General features: G+C 42.4%; 13 protein-coding genes and 2 pseudogenes. 3 read left to right on the forward strand and 12 right to left on the reverse strand.

Annotated features, from left to right (window positions below; all coding sequences use genetic code 11):
- The coding region (locus C6H66_RS14755; RefSeq protein WP_146111051.1) for a transposase at positions 1 to 222 on the forward strand (222 nt) is incomplete at its 5' end.
- A 19-nt stretch (positions 223 to 241) separates the two neighbouring features.
- Here C6H66_RS14755 and C6H66_RS14760 read toward each other — a convergent pair.
- The 12 genes and pseudogenes from C6H66_RS14760 to C6H66_RS14815 form a co-directional block, all read right to left on the reverse strand.
- A pseudogene (locus C6H66_RS14760) lies at positions 242 to 1396 on the reverse strand (hypothetical protein); the annotation flags it as partial.
- Positions 1389 to 4130: a hypothetical protein gene (locus C6H66_RS14765; protein WP_105395967.1), complete on the reverse strand. Its 2742-nt coding sequence runs from the start codon at positions 4128 to 4130 to the stop codon at positions 1389 to 1391. The pseudogene C6H66_RS14760 and the gene C6H66_RS14765, both read right to left, overlap by 8 nt.
- 43 nt (positions 4131 to 4173) lie before the next feature.
- Positions 4174 to 4597: pseudogene (locus C6H66_RS14770) on the reverse strand (hypothetical protein).
- Positions 4594 to 5037, reverse strand: a complete 444-nt coding sequence (locus C6H66_RS14775) for a GPW/gp25 family protein (RefSeq protein ID WP_105395968.1) — start codon at positions 5035 to 5037, stop codon at positions 4594 to 4596. The pseudogene C6H66_RS14770 and the gene C6H66_RS14775 overlap by 4 nt, the downstream one beginning before the upstream one ends.
- Before the next feature lie 12 nt (positions 5038 to 5049).
- Positions 5050 to 6651, reverse strand: a complete 1602-nt coding sequence (locus C6H66_RS14780; protein ID WP_105395969.1) for a phage baseplate assembly protein V — start codon at positions 6649 to 6651, stop codon at positions 5050 to 5052.
- Positions 6648 to 7331 (reverse strand): CIS tube protein, encoded by a 684-nt coding sequence (locus tag C6H66_RS14785; RefSeq protein WP_105395970.1) that lies wholly within the window; start codon positions 7329 to 7331, stop codon positions 6648 to 6650. The genes C6H66_RS14780 and C6H66_RS14785 overlap by 4 nt, the downstream gene beginning before the upstream one ends.
- Positions 7318 to 7497 (reverse strand): DUF5908 family protein, encoded by a 180-nt coding sequence (locus C6H66_RS14790; protein ID WP_011146007.1) that lies wholly within the window; start codon positions 7495 to 7497, stop codon positions 7318 to 7320. The genes C6H66_RS14785 and C6H66_RS14790 overlap by 14 nt, the downstream gene beginning before the upstream one ends.
- Positions 7494 to 7952, reverse strand: a complete 459-nt coding sequence (locus C6H66_RS14795) for a phage tail protein (protein ID WP_040152823.1) — start codon at positions 7950 to 7952, stop codon at positions 7494 to 7496. The genes C6H66_RS14790 and C6H66_RS14795 overlap by 4 nt, the downstream gene beginning before the upstream one ends.
- An 11-nt stretch (positions 7953 to 7963) precedes the next feature.
- Positions 7964 to 9151, reverse strand: a complete 1188-nt coding sequence (locus C6H66_RS14800; protein WP_105395971.1) for a phage tail sheath family protein — start codon at positions 9149 to 9151, stop codon at positions 7964 to 7966.
- 54 nt (positions 9152 to 9205) lie between these two features.
- On the reverse strand, positions 9206 to 10561 hold the full coding sequence (locus C6H66_RS14805; protein ID WP_105395972.1) for a phage tail sheath family protein: 1356 nt from the start codon (positions 10559 to 10561) through the stop codon (positions 9206 to 9208).
- Positions 10562 to 10572: 11 nt separating this feature from the next.
- Positions 10573 to 11661 (reverse strand): phage tail sheath family protein, encoded by a 1089-nt coding sequence (locus tag C6H66_RS14810; protein ID WP_105395973.1) that lies wholly within the window; start codon positions 11659 to 11661, stop codon positions 10573 to 10575.
- Between the two features lie 13 nt (positions 11662 to 11674).
- A complete protein-coding gene (locus C6H66_RS14815) occupies positions 11675 to 12124 on the reverse strand; it encodes a phage tail protein (protein ID WP_105395974.1) in 450 nt (149 codons plus the stop codon).
- 790 nt (positions 12125 to 12914) lie between these two features.
- On the opposite strand from C6H66_RS14815, the gene C6H66_RS14820 reads away from it, so the two are divergent.
- The gene (locus C6H66_RS14820; RefSeq protein ID WP_105395975.1) at positions 12915 to 14702 is read left to right on the forward strand and encodes a Hint domain-containing protein; all 1788 of its coding nucleotides are present in this window, start codon (positions 12915 to 12917) and stop codon (positions 14700 to 14702) included.
- Positions 14703 to 15379: 677 nt separating this feature from the next.
- Positions 15380 to 15946 (forward strand): type 4 pilus major pilin, encoded by a 567-nt coding sequence (locus C6H66_RS14825; RefSeq protein WP_046396474.1) that lies wholly within the window; start codon positions 15380 to 15382, stop codon positions 15944 to 15946.
- Positions 15947 to 15959 lie beyond the last annotated feature (13 nt).

Genomic DNA, 15959 nt, shown 5'->3' on the forward strand with positions numbered 1-15959 from the left:
CTCCATTGGGTATTGGATGCGACGTTTCATGAGGATGATTGTCAGATTTATCGAGAAAATGCGGCGGAAAATATCGCGATATTGAGGCGAATTGCCTTGAATATGCTGAAAACAGAAGGCAGCAAATTAAGTATAAGAAAGAAACGAATGCGAGCCTGGATGAAAACGCAATTTCTGGAACAAGTCGTACAAGCAGGATTTTCTAATCTGAATAATATTTAAGCATTCATGCGGTTGCCCTGGGTTCTGCAATGATTTTGTTCTCTATATCTTGTTTAGAAACAGTGATTTTTACTCCGCCTTTGGCGGTAATAGTGAGTGGGCTTGCTGATGAGGAAATTAAGTCTAAGGGATCGTTACCCCATAGCCTGGGATAGTATCCTTGAGCGATTGTCCAGGACCAACTATCGTCCGCCAGCGGAGAAATGTTTTCATCATGCTTGCCTAATGCCAATCGGGTAATATTTTGTACTCCGGGAATAGCCAGTAAACGATTAGCCAGATGGCTGAGCTTTAATTCTGTCGGCTTGGTGTAATCTTTAGCCGCCGATAATTCCGGTATCCAACCGTGATGTAAATAAGGGCCTTCAAATATCTCTTCATTACTGTAACCTTGTTCAATCATAGCTTGGGTGCTATAACGTAATGGGCTTGTAAGCACCATTTGTTCCGTTGTCATATAAACTTGGGCAAATATATCAGCAACATCACTGACATCATCATCAAGTTCAATATCAAGCTGCAATAAGAAATCTACGGGTTGCAGCCAGATAATTTTACTGACGGATTCCCCCAGATTACGGTTATCGTTTAGGAAATCATTGAGCTTTTCCTGATCTAGCTTATTATTGATCTGAGTTTTCCTGCTGGGGAGTAAATAAAGCCAATAGTTTCCTCTTAGTGTTAGCCGTTCTTGATCTTGTTCTTGAATAAAACTGTATTCACGGCTTTCTTTGTTATACCAGTACTGATAACGTTCATTTTCAGGTTCACGAATCAATTGGATATCATTAAAGAAAAAATAATCTTCACTTGTTTCATTGTCGGTGTCGCTGCTATGTAAGTCCAGTAAAGCCCGGCGATAATCTTCCGCAGTGATCGGGCCACAGGTCAGCATTTGTTGTGGGCCGAATTCCTTTGGAAAAATGCCATCACCCAGTGTCTGCTCTTGTTTTTCGGGGGTAAGCAAATCGCGCAGGGCTAGCGAATGGCGATAGGAGAGATCAGATGCGCCGTAACAACAGGCTTCTAATAAGGTAATACCGGGATCATTTTCTTCGGTATTGTTCCAGAGTTGCCCAGACTGTTGCTCAATGACCGTCTTAGCTTGAGTGAGTAAGGTCTCAAAGGCGATATCGTCTTTAACGATGGGAAACAGGGCGTCTTGATTATTCACTGTCTGCTCCTTTATTAGTGGAACTATTTTCTGACCAAACCAAAATCAGTACTTCATTATCAGCAGCTTCTACACTGTCGCCGACTGCTCCTGCAGTTTGGGACGATTTTTTCAACGTTAAGTTGGTGACCCGTTCAACCAGAGGGGATTGTTGGATGGTGGCTAATAACTGGTAGTAATCAATGCGGTTACCTAGTGTCACACCGATGGCGGTATCCTCTGCCCACGGCATATAGATTCGGCTTAATTGCTGTTGTAACTGATGATGGCCGTAATCGGGGTTAACACCGGAAATAAATGCTACTTGATAACTCACATCAACGTTAACGTAGGTGGGATTATCGATTTTAATCGTTGTCCAGGGACTGCTTAACTGACTTATCCATTTAACCATCTCTTCCAACCGGGCCGGACTCAAGGTTGGGCGTAGTACATCATCGTTATTTTTGTAACGGCTGTCTGGGATCACAATTAATCTTTGTTCTTCCGGGGCCGGAATTTTGGTTAACTGACTCGTGGAAGGGTATTTAGCATCAAATAAGCTGACGAATTGTTCTTTCAATAAAGTGACAATGTTATCCCAGCTCAGTACCCGGTTACGATGAGACAATCGGGTAGAAACCCGTGTCATAAAGGCTTGTTCTGTCTCTTTCGGGTGGCCGTTCCAGGATACCCAAGGCTGATTGACACTATCGATAGCAACTAACGCATTGACCGGTTGTGTAATACTGTCGGCGGGTAATCCATTGATAAAGTGGTCAGTTTCAACGAGTTCTGCATTGATTAAGGTAGCGGTGGCGGCGTTGTACAGTATGCCTTTAATTCTTGGGTAATCCTGAGATTCAGCCTGATGGGTTATTTCTGCTTTCAGCCAGTATCGTCCTGTTGGCATCAGAGCTGCCTGATTTGACGCGTCCTGTGGCAGTAGTGTGCGCCAGATACCTTGGTCAAACAGGTTATGGGTTTGGTCGTCAACTAGCTTATCCAATGAACTCCAAGTGTTGCTCTGATTGAGATAAAACCAGGATAAATTGAGCGCTTTAAAGCCCTCTAACTGCCAATATAGCGATAAAGTTTGTCCCGGTAACACATTAGTGAAACCCAAATAGAGTGCGTCGTTAGTGAATGAAAGGGGATCTTCGTTTGTGTTTGCCCAACCAAAAGGCGTCAGCGGGTAAACGGTGAATTGTTCAGGTTTAGCTTTAGCGCTGAATTGAATCTGCAATGCACTGATTTGTGGCGTATAAGGAACATTTTTATCCGTGGGATTTTGCCAGTACTGGGCGTGCATAAAATCCTGTTCGGCCAATTCTATGCGCACGGATGCAGGCCATTCGTTGGGCGATGGGCTGTCTGTGAGGGGATAATGCATCTCCGGCAAGGTAAATGTCAGGCTTTGCCCTTGTGGGGCACCTGTTCCACCAAATAATGACTGAGATTCAGCGTTATTGAGAGCGTCTCTCTTTTGAGATGTGACTAAGTAACCTTGTATTGCGAACACCCCATTACTGGCAGGTTTCGGATTATATTTTTCATACCATGTTGAAAAACTGCTTGTCGGTAAGCCAACCCATTGAGGAGTCATCGTCAATGTTGCGTTTTCAGTGCCATACCATTCTGGGGCAACCAGATTAAAACCAGAACCCAGCGACGGTGATTGACCAAAAGGGAAGCTGGCGGTATCCGTCTGCTCAATACCACCGTCAGAGGCATAGTGCACACTGCGGTTGCCGTTAATATTGATTTCAATCCCGGTAATTTTGGGCAACATGGGTTTCTGAGTCGTACCTAGTTTTAATACCGGTATGTCGAATGTCATGCCATCAAGATTATCTGGCGGGCTGGTAGGATCAGCCGTGGATGATAATTCCAGTTTAATATTTTTTTTGTCGATAAGTTCTGCCAACAACGATAACCAGTGATCTTCTGCACTGATTTTAGCTGTGAGATGTCCCGCTTGACCTTCCCAATCGTTTTCCAGCGTCAATGTGATATGACGTTCTCCAGCGGGCATAGAAAATAAAGATGATTTAATCAGATAACCGGATAGAACCGGTACGTCATTGGCTGTTGGATTAAAAAGTTGAATACCATTTTCAGGTAATGCAATGTTATCTGAGAGGCTAAGAGGTATTGTCGATTGCCAGCTATCCTTATCTTTCCGATACCAACGCAGGTCGGTCAGTTCCCCTTGATTCGCTAGTAAATCTGTTTCTGATGTATATTGTAATGGGTTGCCGACGCTATCCTGCCCGGCATCAAACAGGGTTCCTTTAGGGATAAGATATTCTGAGTTATCTGTATTTAAGGTAATGCCTAAAGCAACGCTATCCGCTTGGGCTTTTCTGGGGCTTAGTCCCAGTAATTCCCGGTAATAAAGATCGCGGTGTCGGGCCGGGAATGTATTTAATAATCGGTTGGGTGTTTCTAATAACTTTAAAAAAGCAAAAACAAAAGCTTGATGTGGCGGTAAAAGGCCATCTGCTTTATTAGCATGTTGATAAATATCCGCTAATTCTTCAGGAGTATTTTCTTGAATAAAGTAAAAACTATCCCAGAACTGTTTTTTCTCTTGATCGAAAGGGATTTTTTCAGCATAAGCTTTATCGAAAGGAATTATTCCAGTATAAGCTTTAAGCCAGTTTAAAATATCCAGTGTACTTCTTTCATCAAGTTTAAATACAGTATCCGGCACAATAGCAGAGAGTTTATTATCTAACTCGGCTTGTCCCATATTTATTCCACCTGTTATTTAAAAGTAGGGTTGAAGAGGTTATTTATCCGGCACTGACTGCATATTGGCTGGCAATAAAGCGGCCTTTGCCCATACTCGGCGTTGTCACATCTGGATCTGGGCCAGTTGACGGATTATTAGCAGGTTGGGTCGGGGTAAAACGGGCGATAAATTGTTGCCCGACAACAATTGCCGTGGCGGGAGTACGACAAAAGTTTACCTGCTGGTTCGCGTCTAACTGGGCAATGGTGACTATGCCCATGCCGGGTACCGGATGGCTAGGGGTAATATATTGAGCTTGAAGCTGTACTTTTTTTTTCGTCACCCACAATAACGATTTTTTTGCCTTGGATTTTGGCGTGTCCGCTGCCTCGAATGGTCGCAGGTCCCAGAATTGTGACTTGCCGATTGCCAAACAACGGTTCGAATAGCAGGTTGTCGCCATCAATCACCAGTTGTTTACTCATAAACTCACCTGTACCCGGCCTTCATTAACTTCAAGGACGCCTTCAATCTGTTGGTTGATGTCGCTACCTCTCAACGCATAGGTAACCTGAACATGTAGAGTGTTGGGCAAGTTTGTTCTCTGGTTCACTTGAATCGCGGTAATTTCTGCGCGTGGTTCATAGCGTAATACCCGTTCTTCAATACGGGTTTGAATGTCTGCCATCAATTCATCACTGATATTGGCAAACAGGTAATCATTCAGACCACAGCCGTAGTCTTCACGCATAATTCGTTCACCGGGTTCCGTCAGAAAAAGAATGTTTATACTCTGACGGACATTTTTTGCCCCTTCTGCCATAATGACGCCAGATTGTATTTCAGGCGGGTTGTCATTGATAAAAAACTGTGGCGGAAATGCCCAGCCCCGACCATAAATATCGGCTAATATTTTGTTTGTCATTTCATTGCCTTATTATTGTGTTAAGTTAATCTTTGCTCCTTTAATATCTACACCCGATTTTCCTGAGGCGGACAGGGATTTTTCGGCCTGTATTTTAATTTCCTGAGCATTGGTGATGAGGTTGTTAGCTGAATTAAGCGTGATATCTTTATTCTGTTGCAGAGATAACGTGTTTTTTCCGCTATTGAGCACGACAGTTTTATCTTGATTATTGAACACTAAAGCCTGTTGATGATCTCCTTGTTTGATGACTAAGGTTTTCATTGGGTTTTTTTCACTGGGTTCTACCGGAGCTTTATTTTTCGGGTTGTGCATGGAACCTAATATCACCGGGAAGCGCGGATCGCATTCAAAGAAACCGATAATCACCTCATCTCCTGGTTCAGGGTAGAAGCAAAATCCGCTTTCATGGCTGGCATAAGGCTTACCCAAGCGGGCAAAAAGTACACTGTTGGTTAAGTTTAACGCCGGTATCTTGACCGGAATACGTCCCAGTGACTGGCTGTCTGGTTGGTATTTTTCAACAATACCAACATGCAACTCTTTAACCGGAGGAACTGCCTGTTCTGCATCTGGCGGCATACCTAAGGTTAACCGGGTACGCCAGCCTTGCCGCTGATTAATTATCTGGCTCACGCCGGTGATAATCCCTTGACCATCCATCCCCTGTCCAAAGCCATTCAGCGCGAGGACATCACCCGGCTGATAGCGGCTATCACCTTCGACTTCAAAACTACCGGAGACGTTATCACTTCGCAGGTTATCCATAATGCCTTGAGCAAGATATTTAGCTTGCTCATTATCCAGTGGATAGTTAAAAACCCATTGCCAGTCTTTATTGGTCAGTGTAGTTATGCTGTCTACCGCTAGTTTATTACTGCCAAGCCCACTATTCTTCACCTGAATTGTCTGAGACAGTTTTTGTTGGGTAATGTCCCAGGACTGTACACTGACCGTTTTGGGGCTGCGCTGGTTATCCCATTGCAAGTTTGCTTCAAACAGTACAATGTCCTGATCGTTGGTGCTCTGATGGATCGTATGTACAGTTGATTGATTCAGCGCTTTAGGTGTTATCAGTGTAACGACTTCATTGCCGGGCAGCAGCCAGGTATTAGTGGCGATAAGTCGGCTTTTTAAGAATGTCCAGTCATTACAGCGAAATTGCACCATTTGCTCATGCACGGTTTTGAGCTGAGGGGCCTGTTTTATCGTCGTTTGTATACCGGCCTGACTGAATAGCCTCTTGATAATCGCTTCATCACTTTGTTTGCTGAATAGCTGTGAGTGGAGGCCATCTGTTAATTTTTGCAATGGATGTTTTGCCGTCAAGGTCATCAGGCTGTCCTGGCCTTTGAACTTAAGTGCTTGCCGAACAATGATCCCTCTAAACAATATGGTTTTTTGGATCTGTACGATAAGTTCATTATTGGGGCGGCAGTTTGCCAGTTCAGCTTGTGCTTTGACATCAAAAATATGGTTAGCATCGCCGGCGATACCCAGAGTGATGTTAACCGAGGGAATACCATTGATGTAGTGGTTTACTGTCAGGTTGATAGCCGTAAATTGATTGAGGGTTTTGCCGCTTATCTTAATGGTTATCTCAGGTATTTTCATGCCTTCTCCTGTGCTTGCAGTGTTTGCCCTGGGGTGAAGTCATCAAGATTATCCAGATCGTTTTGCCAGGCAAGGGAGAGATAATCAATGCCGCTTGCCAGAGAAGCGCCAGCGCCTAAGGCAATCAACGGCAGGGTGAGCATATCTGTCACACTGACTGCGGTGACCGGTGGTGATTTTAACTGCTGCTCAGTGGCCTGAATAACAAAGCTTTCGTCTGCAACCAAAGATAAAGTGGCACTGGCTCGCAGTGGGGTGGCGTCCCGGTCAAACAGGGTGTAATTAATGGTAAGGCCACTGGCCCGGCCAGCGAAATAGCCTTTGTTTTCCCAGCGCATTTTGCCCCATTTGATTTTCAGGAAGTGGGGCACATGGGTGCTGGCATCAACGGCGCATAAGGCTTTCAGGGTCGTCAGTTGTGTTTCAACTGGGATATTATTGCCTGGCATGGAAGCATCAAACAGCAGGACTAATGACAAGCCAGCCGGTTGCGATGACACATAGTGACTACTTTTTCTGGTATGGTTAACACTTTCATCCTGTTGATAATGGGTTTGATAATCGAGTTGAATGGCATCGGGGTTATACATCGCCTGTAAACTTCCCACGGAAATTTTCCCCTCCCGGTCTTTGAAGGCAGTCAGGGTGAGTTTGGACAAGCCGCGTTCAATTAAGCTCATAACGGCCTCCTGCTTCACGCAATGCGTCTAACACCTCCTGTTTTACCATCTCAATCAGACGGGCATTATCCAGCGCCTCCTGGGCTAATGTTCGCGGGGACAATAAGTCACTCGCGGAATCGGTAACTTTTGCCTGAATAATCAATTCTTTAATTTCGACAGTCATACTTTCACTCCTAACCAGCGCATATCCTGATAACGTAATTCTAGGGAATTCACCAAGACGGCATTGCTATTGGCATCAAAGTCGCCGGTGGACCAACGAACCGGCAGGGCGTTACTTAGCGTCCAGCTTGCCACGGGGACTGAATTTTCATTCAGCAGCATGATGACGACATCGGCATAAACCGCTTTTTCGCCCCGCAGGACGCGATCAAACATCAGAGTGAGTGGTGTCACCGTCATGACGCCGCGTTCCAGATGCAGACGGCCATGGTGGATTTTTTCGGCCAGCCAGACATTTCTGGCGTTTTCTCCACCTTGACTGAGTTGGGTGGTTTGCAACTCACGGCTGAGACTTGATATCCGCTGAAAAGCAATGTCGAGCGGACTGGGGATATTATTAAACAGAAAACTGGCGATAAAACGGTGTGACACTGATGGGGTGTATAAATTATTCATATTTTTCCCGGTTAAATTTCGCTGGTGTTACCGGTGCGGGTGTCAAATGTCAGACTCAGTTCGATAAATTCCGCCGGAATTAAGACCGCCAACCTGATTTTCATGATCATTTTCCCGGCCAGCATATCTGCTTCACTCATCGACTCGTTAACACCCAGTAATACCTCAAATGCCTGATCTTCCTGGGTGCCCCGCAATCCGCCTTTTAACCATAACTGGTGCAGCCAGTTGTACGCCTGACCTTTAAACTTCATCCAGGTGGTAGCGTTATTGGGTTCAAAGACGAAGGCTCGGCCAAGTTGAGTCATATAAGCTTCGATATAGGAAACCAGACGGCGGGTCTGAATATAACGCCAGGGGGAATCGTGGGTATTTTCTAACGTTCGGCATCCCCAGATTTTAATCCCTTTGCCGGGGAAGCTGCGGACCAGATTCAACGAAGTGCCATTGGGATTAAAGAGGTCATCGGCTTCAATATAAGCGCGTATCGGGCTGATCACTTTGGCTAACGCGACATTAGCGGGTGCATTCCAGACGGCCATTTGGTTATCGTTACGCTGGATGATGGCAGCAACCGCTGCGGTAGGTGAAAGCACGACAGTATTTTGCTCGTTATCCTGATAGGCGCTGTTTAGCCGGGGCCAGTATACTGCGCCCCATTGTCGATCAGCGGAAGAAAACTGTTTTAAACACTCAGCGGCTAATGTGGGATTGTCTGGGGCATCCAATAATCCCATGATACCGCGTCGACTCTTGCAAAGATCGAGTACTGATTGCCAGAATTGTAACCAAAGGTCTTTTTGGGCGCGGGGATCATTAAAGTGGGCAATATCGGGCACGACAATCAACGTGATTTCGCTCTCTGTGGAAATTGCTTTCGTAACTGAGTCTTGTTGTAGTGCGGTGATAATTGATTGAAAATCTTTTCGATTCTCATCATTGCCTAGTGACAGCACATAGACTTGTTGACCGCCGTTCTCAAAGAAGTGGCGCACTGAATAGTACATTAATCCTGACTTATCCCATGTTCGGGGAAAATCAGCCAGGCTGTTTAACTTGATGGTGATTTTATCGTTAGTGCTTTCGTTTCCGGGTTGTCGGGTATAACCGATAAAAACCGGTATGCCGATAAATTCATTATTTGGTTTTTGGGATATCAGATCTTTTGTGACGGTGACACTTGGCTGTTTTATCTTCATTATTGTCTCCTTAACGACTGAATAGACGCGGTGTTTAACCGCGTCCCAGCACGGTTACTGTGCTACATTTTGTGAAAACTGAAGGATAATAAATTCAGCCGGACGTACCGCGGCCATGCCCACTTTGACAATCATTTTCCCTTGTTTAATGTCGTCGTCAGACATGGTGATACCTTGACCTATCTGAACGAAGTAGGCTTCCTGAGGTTTATTTCCCGCTAATGCCCCTTGTTGCCATAAGGAATAGAGATAGTTGTCAATGGCTGACTTCACGCGTTCCCAGGTGGGTTGGCTATTGGGTTCAAAGACAACGGATTGCATGGCCTGCTTGATATCCCGTTCTGCCGCATTAAAGAGACGCCGAACGGGAATGTGACGCCAGTTGTCATCGTTTTGCAGAGTACGAGCGCCCCATACGACAAAACCTTTGTGGCTGAAATAGCGAATAGCGTTGATGCCTTTGGAATTCATCTCTCCTTGTTCATCATCAGTAAGCCGTTCGGCCACATCACTGATCCCACTCAGTACAACATTAGCCGGCGCTTTCCAGACGCCACGGCTGGCATCAGTGGCACAATATATGCCAGCCATGACAGTACTGACAGGAATGGTGTTGCCGTTGGCGGCTATTTCGTCCTGTATTGCCTGTATTTTTTGAACCGCTTGTTGGTAGACAGTTGGGTTTTTTTGTTTGAGCTGCGCCAGATTGGTGATTGCATCGGGTTCTGTTTCTGCATCTTTATAACCTGATACTGCTATCTGGCTATCTTCTGCTTGGATAAGTTGTGAGACTTTAACTGCCGGATAATACGTCGCAGTTTGTGATGCTACTTTAGTAATGAGTGCAGTGTCTTTATTCTGGTTGTCAGCGATAAGGAAATAGCCGGCATTTAATAATGAAGATGTCAGACTGTTATATATTTTGCTCTGGTAATCAGAATCCCATTCAGGGCAGACGATCAAGGTAATTTCTAAAGCCTGCTTAATTAACTCAGGGATTGAGTCCAGAAATCCATCTGTTAACTTATCTGGTTGTGGCAGGATATAACAAGGCCCGCCACCATTTTGGAAATAAAGTTTTAGGGCATCACTACTGGTCGTGTGGTTAACTGTTACCTTGTAAGTGTAAGTGGGAGCTTTATTGTCTGCATCAACAGAGATACCGGGAGTAGCAGCAACTGTTGTATCCGTTGTTGATTTAATTGCGATTGGTGCAATATAACCCGCATTGAACAGATTAGTAAAATCCAGCCAGCTATTAACGCGTGTTACTTGTGATTTTAGGTTGATGTTTTTTGGCGAAAACAAGCCAATAAAAACGGGTATTGCCGTGTTCCCCTGATTAACAGAAAGGTTTAATGACGCATCTTCTTCAATATAGACGCCAGGATAAGCCGGTATTGTTGGCATGTTGCCTCCAATTATTGAGCGGTGTTCTGTGTAAACTGCAAGATAATGAACTCTGCTGGACGAACTGCTGCCATACCGATTTTGATGATCATTTTTCCCTGGTTGATATCGTCATCGGTCATGGTGATACCTTTGCCAATTTGAACAAAGTAAGCGTCATCTGGTTTATTTCCCGCTAAACCACCTTGTTGCCACAGACTATATAGATAGTTATTGATGGCACTGCGTACTCGTTCCCAAGTCGGTTGGCTGTTGGGTTCAAACACCGCGAAGCTCATGGCGTTTTTAATGTCCCGTTCTGCGCTGTTAAATAGGCGTCGAACCGGGATATAACGCCAGTTATCGCTGTCCTCAAGAGTACGAGCACCCCATACCAGTGTGCCGCTCTTAGGAAAGGTACGGATCATATTTAGTGCTTTAACTTTGTTGTATTGTGCTTGCAGGTCATCGGTTACCGGATATTTAGGTTGTAATCCACCTTGAATAGCCACGTTAGCCGGTGCTTTCCAGACGCCACGGGTGCTATCGATACTGGCATAAATACCGGCTATGACTGCACTGGGGGGAATATCAACCAGGGCTTTATTTTCTCCCCATTCAGCGTTCAGCCAGGGATAATAAATTGCTCCATATTGGGTTGCTGGATAAGATTTAAGTACATCGTCTGGTTGTTGGTCTGAAGTTATTTGGGTTGTTGGGCCATCAAAAATAGCAAATAGACTTTTGCCCGGTAGGCAAAGTGTACTTACGGCATCTTTAATGTCTTCTCCCGCAGCAACCAGCAATGTCACATCGTCAAGTTTTGGCACTTGTTGTTTTAATTCTTCGGTTTTGACGAGATAGCCATATCCACCGCCGTTAATAAAATAGGCTCGCAGTGCGATATCAAGTTTGTCGGTGGGATCAAATTTCCCATTTTCACCTTTTAGTGCGAGATATTCTAACCAGCTACTAATACGAACATAGGAATTATTTGGTATTAGTGTGTTGTCATTTGCAACAGCAAAAACAGGTACTGCTGTTGCACTGGAACTAACGGAGAGTGACAGCGAAGCGTCTTCTTCAATATAAACACCGGGGTAGGTTGTTTTTGTGGTCATAAAATCTCTCCTTTTAAGCTGCTTGAATGGTTACACGATCTGCTGTCAGTGCTATTTCCTGAACAGCGATTTCATTGCTGGTGGCATCAAAAGAGGGAGAGGTGAATGACGTTGGGAATGCATTCGCCACGTTCCAGGTCATTAAGATTTCGGTGCCAGCTTCATTGGTCAGGCTAATTGCAATATCTTTCTTCTCAACTTGATTAAGTTGAATAGAATTAATCCAGTCAAACAGTTTGGTGTCGCCAGCGAAGACCCCCTTACGCAGGGTAATATTGATAGATTGACGTTGGCCCGGCATTTTATAGTAATTACCGATGCCATCTTTATATTCGATGACATCATAATGAACATCAAGCCCGGAAACGTTGTTAAATGGGATTTGTTCGTCACCGACTGAAACAACAAACCGATAAGTAGGAATGGGATATTCAACAGCGATTTGTTCTGGATTTATAGCCATGATTCTTCCTTTATTAGTTATTGATGTTTAAAATCTAAGAAAAGCTCTATCGTTTTTTTACTAACACTGAAAATATAGATATGGCTACCGCAACAACATGATTTTTAAAGATTATTATTCATGATGGATATTTTTTGATTTGTGAAAATAATTTTTATTTTATTCTTATCATTAATTAACAAAGTGATTCAAGATGGGTTTTTTAATAATGTTACAGAACCGACATTTTTATATGTTCATAGCAAGTTTTTCATTATTTTAGTTTGGAATAGATTAAGTCTGATTATTGAAAACGGTGGGTGATATTAAGTGCCTGTGACTTTTTTATTTCACTATGAAGGAAGAGATTTATGATGAGTTAATTATCTGGAGTAAACTTTTATTGGGATATCTGCTGTGATTAAAGTTAAATAACGTTTCATAATCCTGCTACACATGAGTTTCTTCAACCCATTGTTATACATAGAATTATGAGTAGTATAAGATGTAGCGCTATTTTGGAATCTTATTTAATAACACTTACCTAATGTTTGAGTACACAGCCCAGTAGATATTTATGCGAAAAATTTTTCACAAGGAAAGAAAATATAAAAATCTTGACGTTTTCTTACAAGTGACTATTAATTATATATGTGGTTTTGGTTTTAATATGCTTTCCCTCTAATTAATAATTTCAAGATAATATTAATATGTTACCTGTCAGTTTAAAGTTCAATAAATAGCGATTTGTAAATAAAGTTTGTGTAATGTTTCTGACTTAAGAAATTTTTATTCCTTCATAGGAAAAATTATGACTCTATACAAAAGAATATTTATTTTTTTTACCATACTGCTCACCCCTATAATTTCATACCTTGCTGATACGAAACTGGATACGTTATCTATAGATGATTATAAGGCTGTATCTGAACTTTTAGATAGCATTAAGACACCTAATAAACCTAAAGTAATCAATTTAACTATCCCTTCACATGAGGGGGGCTATAGAGCACTGTTACGCTACAGTGGTATTACTGAACAGAAGCATCCTGATGTTTTTAAAGATATTGAGACGATAAAAGCAAAGCAACATGCACTGATTAAGAGTGGGAAATCGCTTGAAATACATCGCTCGAATAAAGATCCTGAAAATTTTTTCGGGCAGCCTGTAATCATACCTTCTAAAGATTATAAATCAATTTCAGCTACAGTTTTTAATTCTCTTTACTATCCTGATCCTTCCCTTCCTTCATCGTTCCAAGACTCACTTGTGGTTTTTGCACTTGATAAAGATAAAAAATCTAGACAGGTAATCGCATCAGGTTCAAGCAGTATAAAGGGTAAGGAAGTACGGAGCCATACAACGGAAGCCGTTTCTGAAGAAGATATACTTGATGGTATTAATAATCCTAATCAATCTTCTGTTATCGCTGTTGCAACATATCAGGGAAAAATAAATGGAATAAGTCTCAGTGACGGGCCAATTATCATGAAATCAAATATACTTTATTTCGACGATGTTCCAAAAGAGATGTGTAACACGTCACCTAATGCACCTGATTATGTAAAAAAGAAGATATGTAACACGGACCCTGGTTATAAGGAGTATTTACAGCATAGGCGCCCAATAATCGTTTGCTTAAATAGAGCAAATCCTGAACACGGAGCTCCCGATGCTTGCGATTATGGTCCAATGACGCCAAAGCTGCCAAATAAGAATACATATATCAACATGGAAATCATTGGCAGTGTTGAATTCGATGACTATATCCTGATTGATGAGAATAAAAAGCCTAAGGGAACCAAGAATTTACACATAAGCGCGGATTTGACGCTGGTTGGCCTTGATACTGGTGGTGGATGTAAAGCAAGAGAAATTGATAAAAATATATTTTGGGAACATGTAAAGGTCGATGAAAGCGGTAAAAGATTGACATGGGATTTCTCCAAAGGCTCAGGTTACGCTGATTTTGGGGAAAAATGCTGGAAGAATAACGAGAGGTATGTATTGGATTTACAGGCTACTATTCTCACAACTCCTGATAAGTCTGATAAGGAAGCATCTGCTATTCCATTCACTTATACTAATAAGGGCGGAAGTACTCCGTCTGATTCACAATTCATTTACCCACCGATTAACATCCAATATGGTTGTATTGCTGAAGGTACATTAGTAGATATGGCCGATGGTTCTAAGAAGAAGGTTGAAGATATACGTTCAGGCGATAGCGTTTTAACAAAGCAAGGTGGTGTATTACAAGTGAAAAGCCGTATTGTAGGTCACGATACCGAATTTGTTGATTTAATTTATAATAACGGTGAAAAAGTTTCACTGACGCCAACGCATCCTGTTGCAACATTACGAGGAATAGTCAAAGCCGATGAACTTAAGGTTGGTGATACAATATATACACGTGATGGTCAAACTACCCTTAGCTCAGTTAAATTGAGAAACACAGATCCATTAAACGTATATAATTTCGTGTTAGAAAAAACAGATGATAAAAGTGAATTGTTACCTGAAGATGCTTTGCTTTTTGCTGGCGGCATTTTAGTCGGTGATAATAACCTGCAAAGAAAGGTATCGATAGCAAATTGATCTTTTTAAGAGACTGAATTTTAATTGTCAGTATTAAACTGCACCACCTCCTAATGGAGGTGGTCTTTTACTTATTATAGTTTTGTCAAGTCAAAGAACCACACTCTCCGATTTAAGATATCGGCTTAGTGTTGATTTCGTTTCATTTAAGCTTAAATTCTCTATTCCTTTCTCAATAGATAGCGAGCAAAAATTCGCTATCTGCATTTAAAAAACCTTGGTTAATTAAAGGCTTTTTTCTTTAACAAAGAGCACTCAGTGTTGAACACTGTTGTATGTCCCATTTTTACAAAAATGTGATCTGTGACAGGCCCGGTACAACAGCAAGTCTTAACAACAAGTTAATTTTATATATAAAAAATATTTATAAATTATTATTTGCAGCTAATTGACAGAATAAAATCCATTGATTTTTTAATGAGCTATATCATCAATTTTAATCGACATTCACGATTGAAATTAAAATATTTGATAGTTTTTGACGATCGTTTGTGTGATTTTTGAACGTTTTAAACAATTTTATTTTTCAAATTGTAATCTATAGGATTAATTTCAATATGAAACACTAAAGTGTTTTAAATGTTTTTATGTGTGTTATTATTGCGTTAATATTTTGTTTCATTTGGTGAGTATGTGAGTGGTAATGCGTCTCTTATTTTGATTTTGGAGTGATTAGCATGAATAAGAAAGTCAATGTACTGCGTGGCGCCAGGCGTCAATCAGGTTTTACGCTGATTGAAGCATTGGTTGTGATGATTGTCGGCATTGTGATATTGGCCGCAGCAGCAGCCGGGATTGGTAAGTTGTTCCGGGCTTCGGAAATCTCAACTGAATCGTCGAATATTACTCAGATGGCTGCAAATTTGAAGTCAATTAAAAATGGCGCCAAAGGCTATGACAGTTTGGATAATAAGATCGCCATTAATTACAAAGTCGTTCCCGCCAATATGACTCAGGATGGTAAGACCGGGATTATTTTTAATAGTTGGAATGGCAAGGTAACCATTTCTCCGGGCGATGCCACCGCTCAAACCTTTAAGATTGAGTATCAAAATGTGCCTGATGAGGCTTGCCAGCAACTTTCGCTGAAATTGCGGGTTGCTGGTTGGTCGAAAATGGCCGTTGGGAGTGGGAAAGGGCAACAATCTGGCATAGAAATTAAACCAGATTCGACTTTGGCGCAAATTGAATCGGCATGTAATGCCAATGATGCAAATACCGTGACGCTTGTTTCTGCCAGTTAGGACATTGATTTTA

Source organism: Photorhabdus hindustanensis, assembly GCF_002968995.1.
GTDB lineage: Bacteria > Pseudomonadota > Gammaproteobacteria > Enterobacterales > Enterobacteriaceae > Photorhabdus > Photorhabdus akhurstii.

Bases quoted from the DNA above. Each gene is read 5' to 3' on its own strand.
- C6H66_RS14790 (WP_011146007.1), bottom strand. From the start codon at position 7,497: ATGACTGTCGAAATTAAAGAATTGATTATTCAGGCAAAAGTTACCGAT.
- C6H66_RS14785 (WP_105395970.1), bottom strand. From the start codon at position 7,331: ATGAGCTTAATTGAACGCGGCTTGTCCAAACTCACCCTGACTGCCTTC.
- C6H66_RS14765 (WP_105395967.1), bottom strand. From the start codon at position 4,130: ATGGGACAAGCCGAGTTAGATAATAAACTCTCTGCTATTGTGCCGGAT.
- C6H66_RS14820 (WP_105395975.1), top strand. From the start codon at position 12,915: ATGACTCTATACAAAAGAATATTTATTTTTTTTACCATACTGCTCACC.
- C6H66_RS14805 (WP_105395972.1), bottom strand. From the start codon at position 10,561: ATGCCAACAATACCGGCTTATCCTGGCGTCTATATTGAAGAAGATGCG.
- C6H66_RS14780 (WP_105395969.1), bottom strand. From the start codon at position 6,651: ATGAAAATACCTGAGATAACCATTAAGATAAGCGGCAAAACCCTCAAT.
- C6H66_RS14800 (WP_105395971.1), bottom strand. From the start codon at position 9,151: ATGAAGATAAAACAGCCAAGTGTCACCGTCACAAAAGATCTGATATCC.
- C6H66_RS14815 (WP_105395974.1), bottom strand. From the start codon at position 12,124: ATGGCTATAAATCCAGAACAAATCGCTGTTGAATATCCCATTCCTACT.
- C6H66_RS14775 (WP_105395968.1), bottom strand. From the start codon at position 5,037: ATGACAAACAAAATATTAGCCGATATTTATGGTCGGGGCTGGGCATTT.
- C6H66_RS14795 (WP_040152823.1), bottom strand. From the start codon at position 7,952: ATGAATAATTTATACACCCCATCAGTGTCACACCGTTTTATCGCCAGT.
- C6H66_RS14825 (WP_046396474.1), top strand. From the start codon at position 15,380: ATGAATAAGAAAGTCAATGTACTGCGTGGCGCCAGGCGTCAATCAGGT.
- C6H66_RS14810 (WP_105395973.1), bottom strand. From the start codon at position 11,661: ATGACCACAAAAACAACCTACCCCGGTGTTTATATTGAAGAAGACGCT.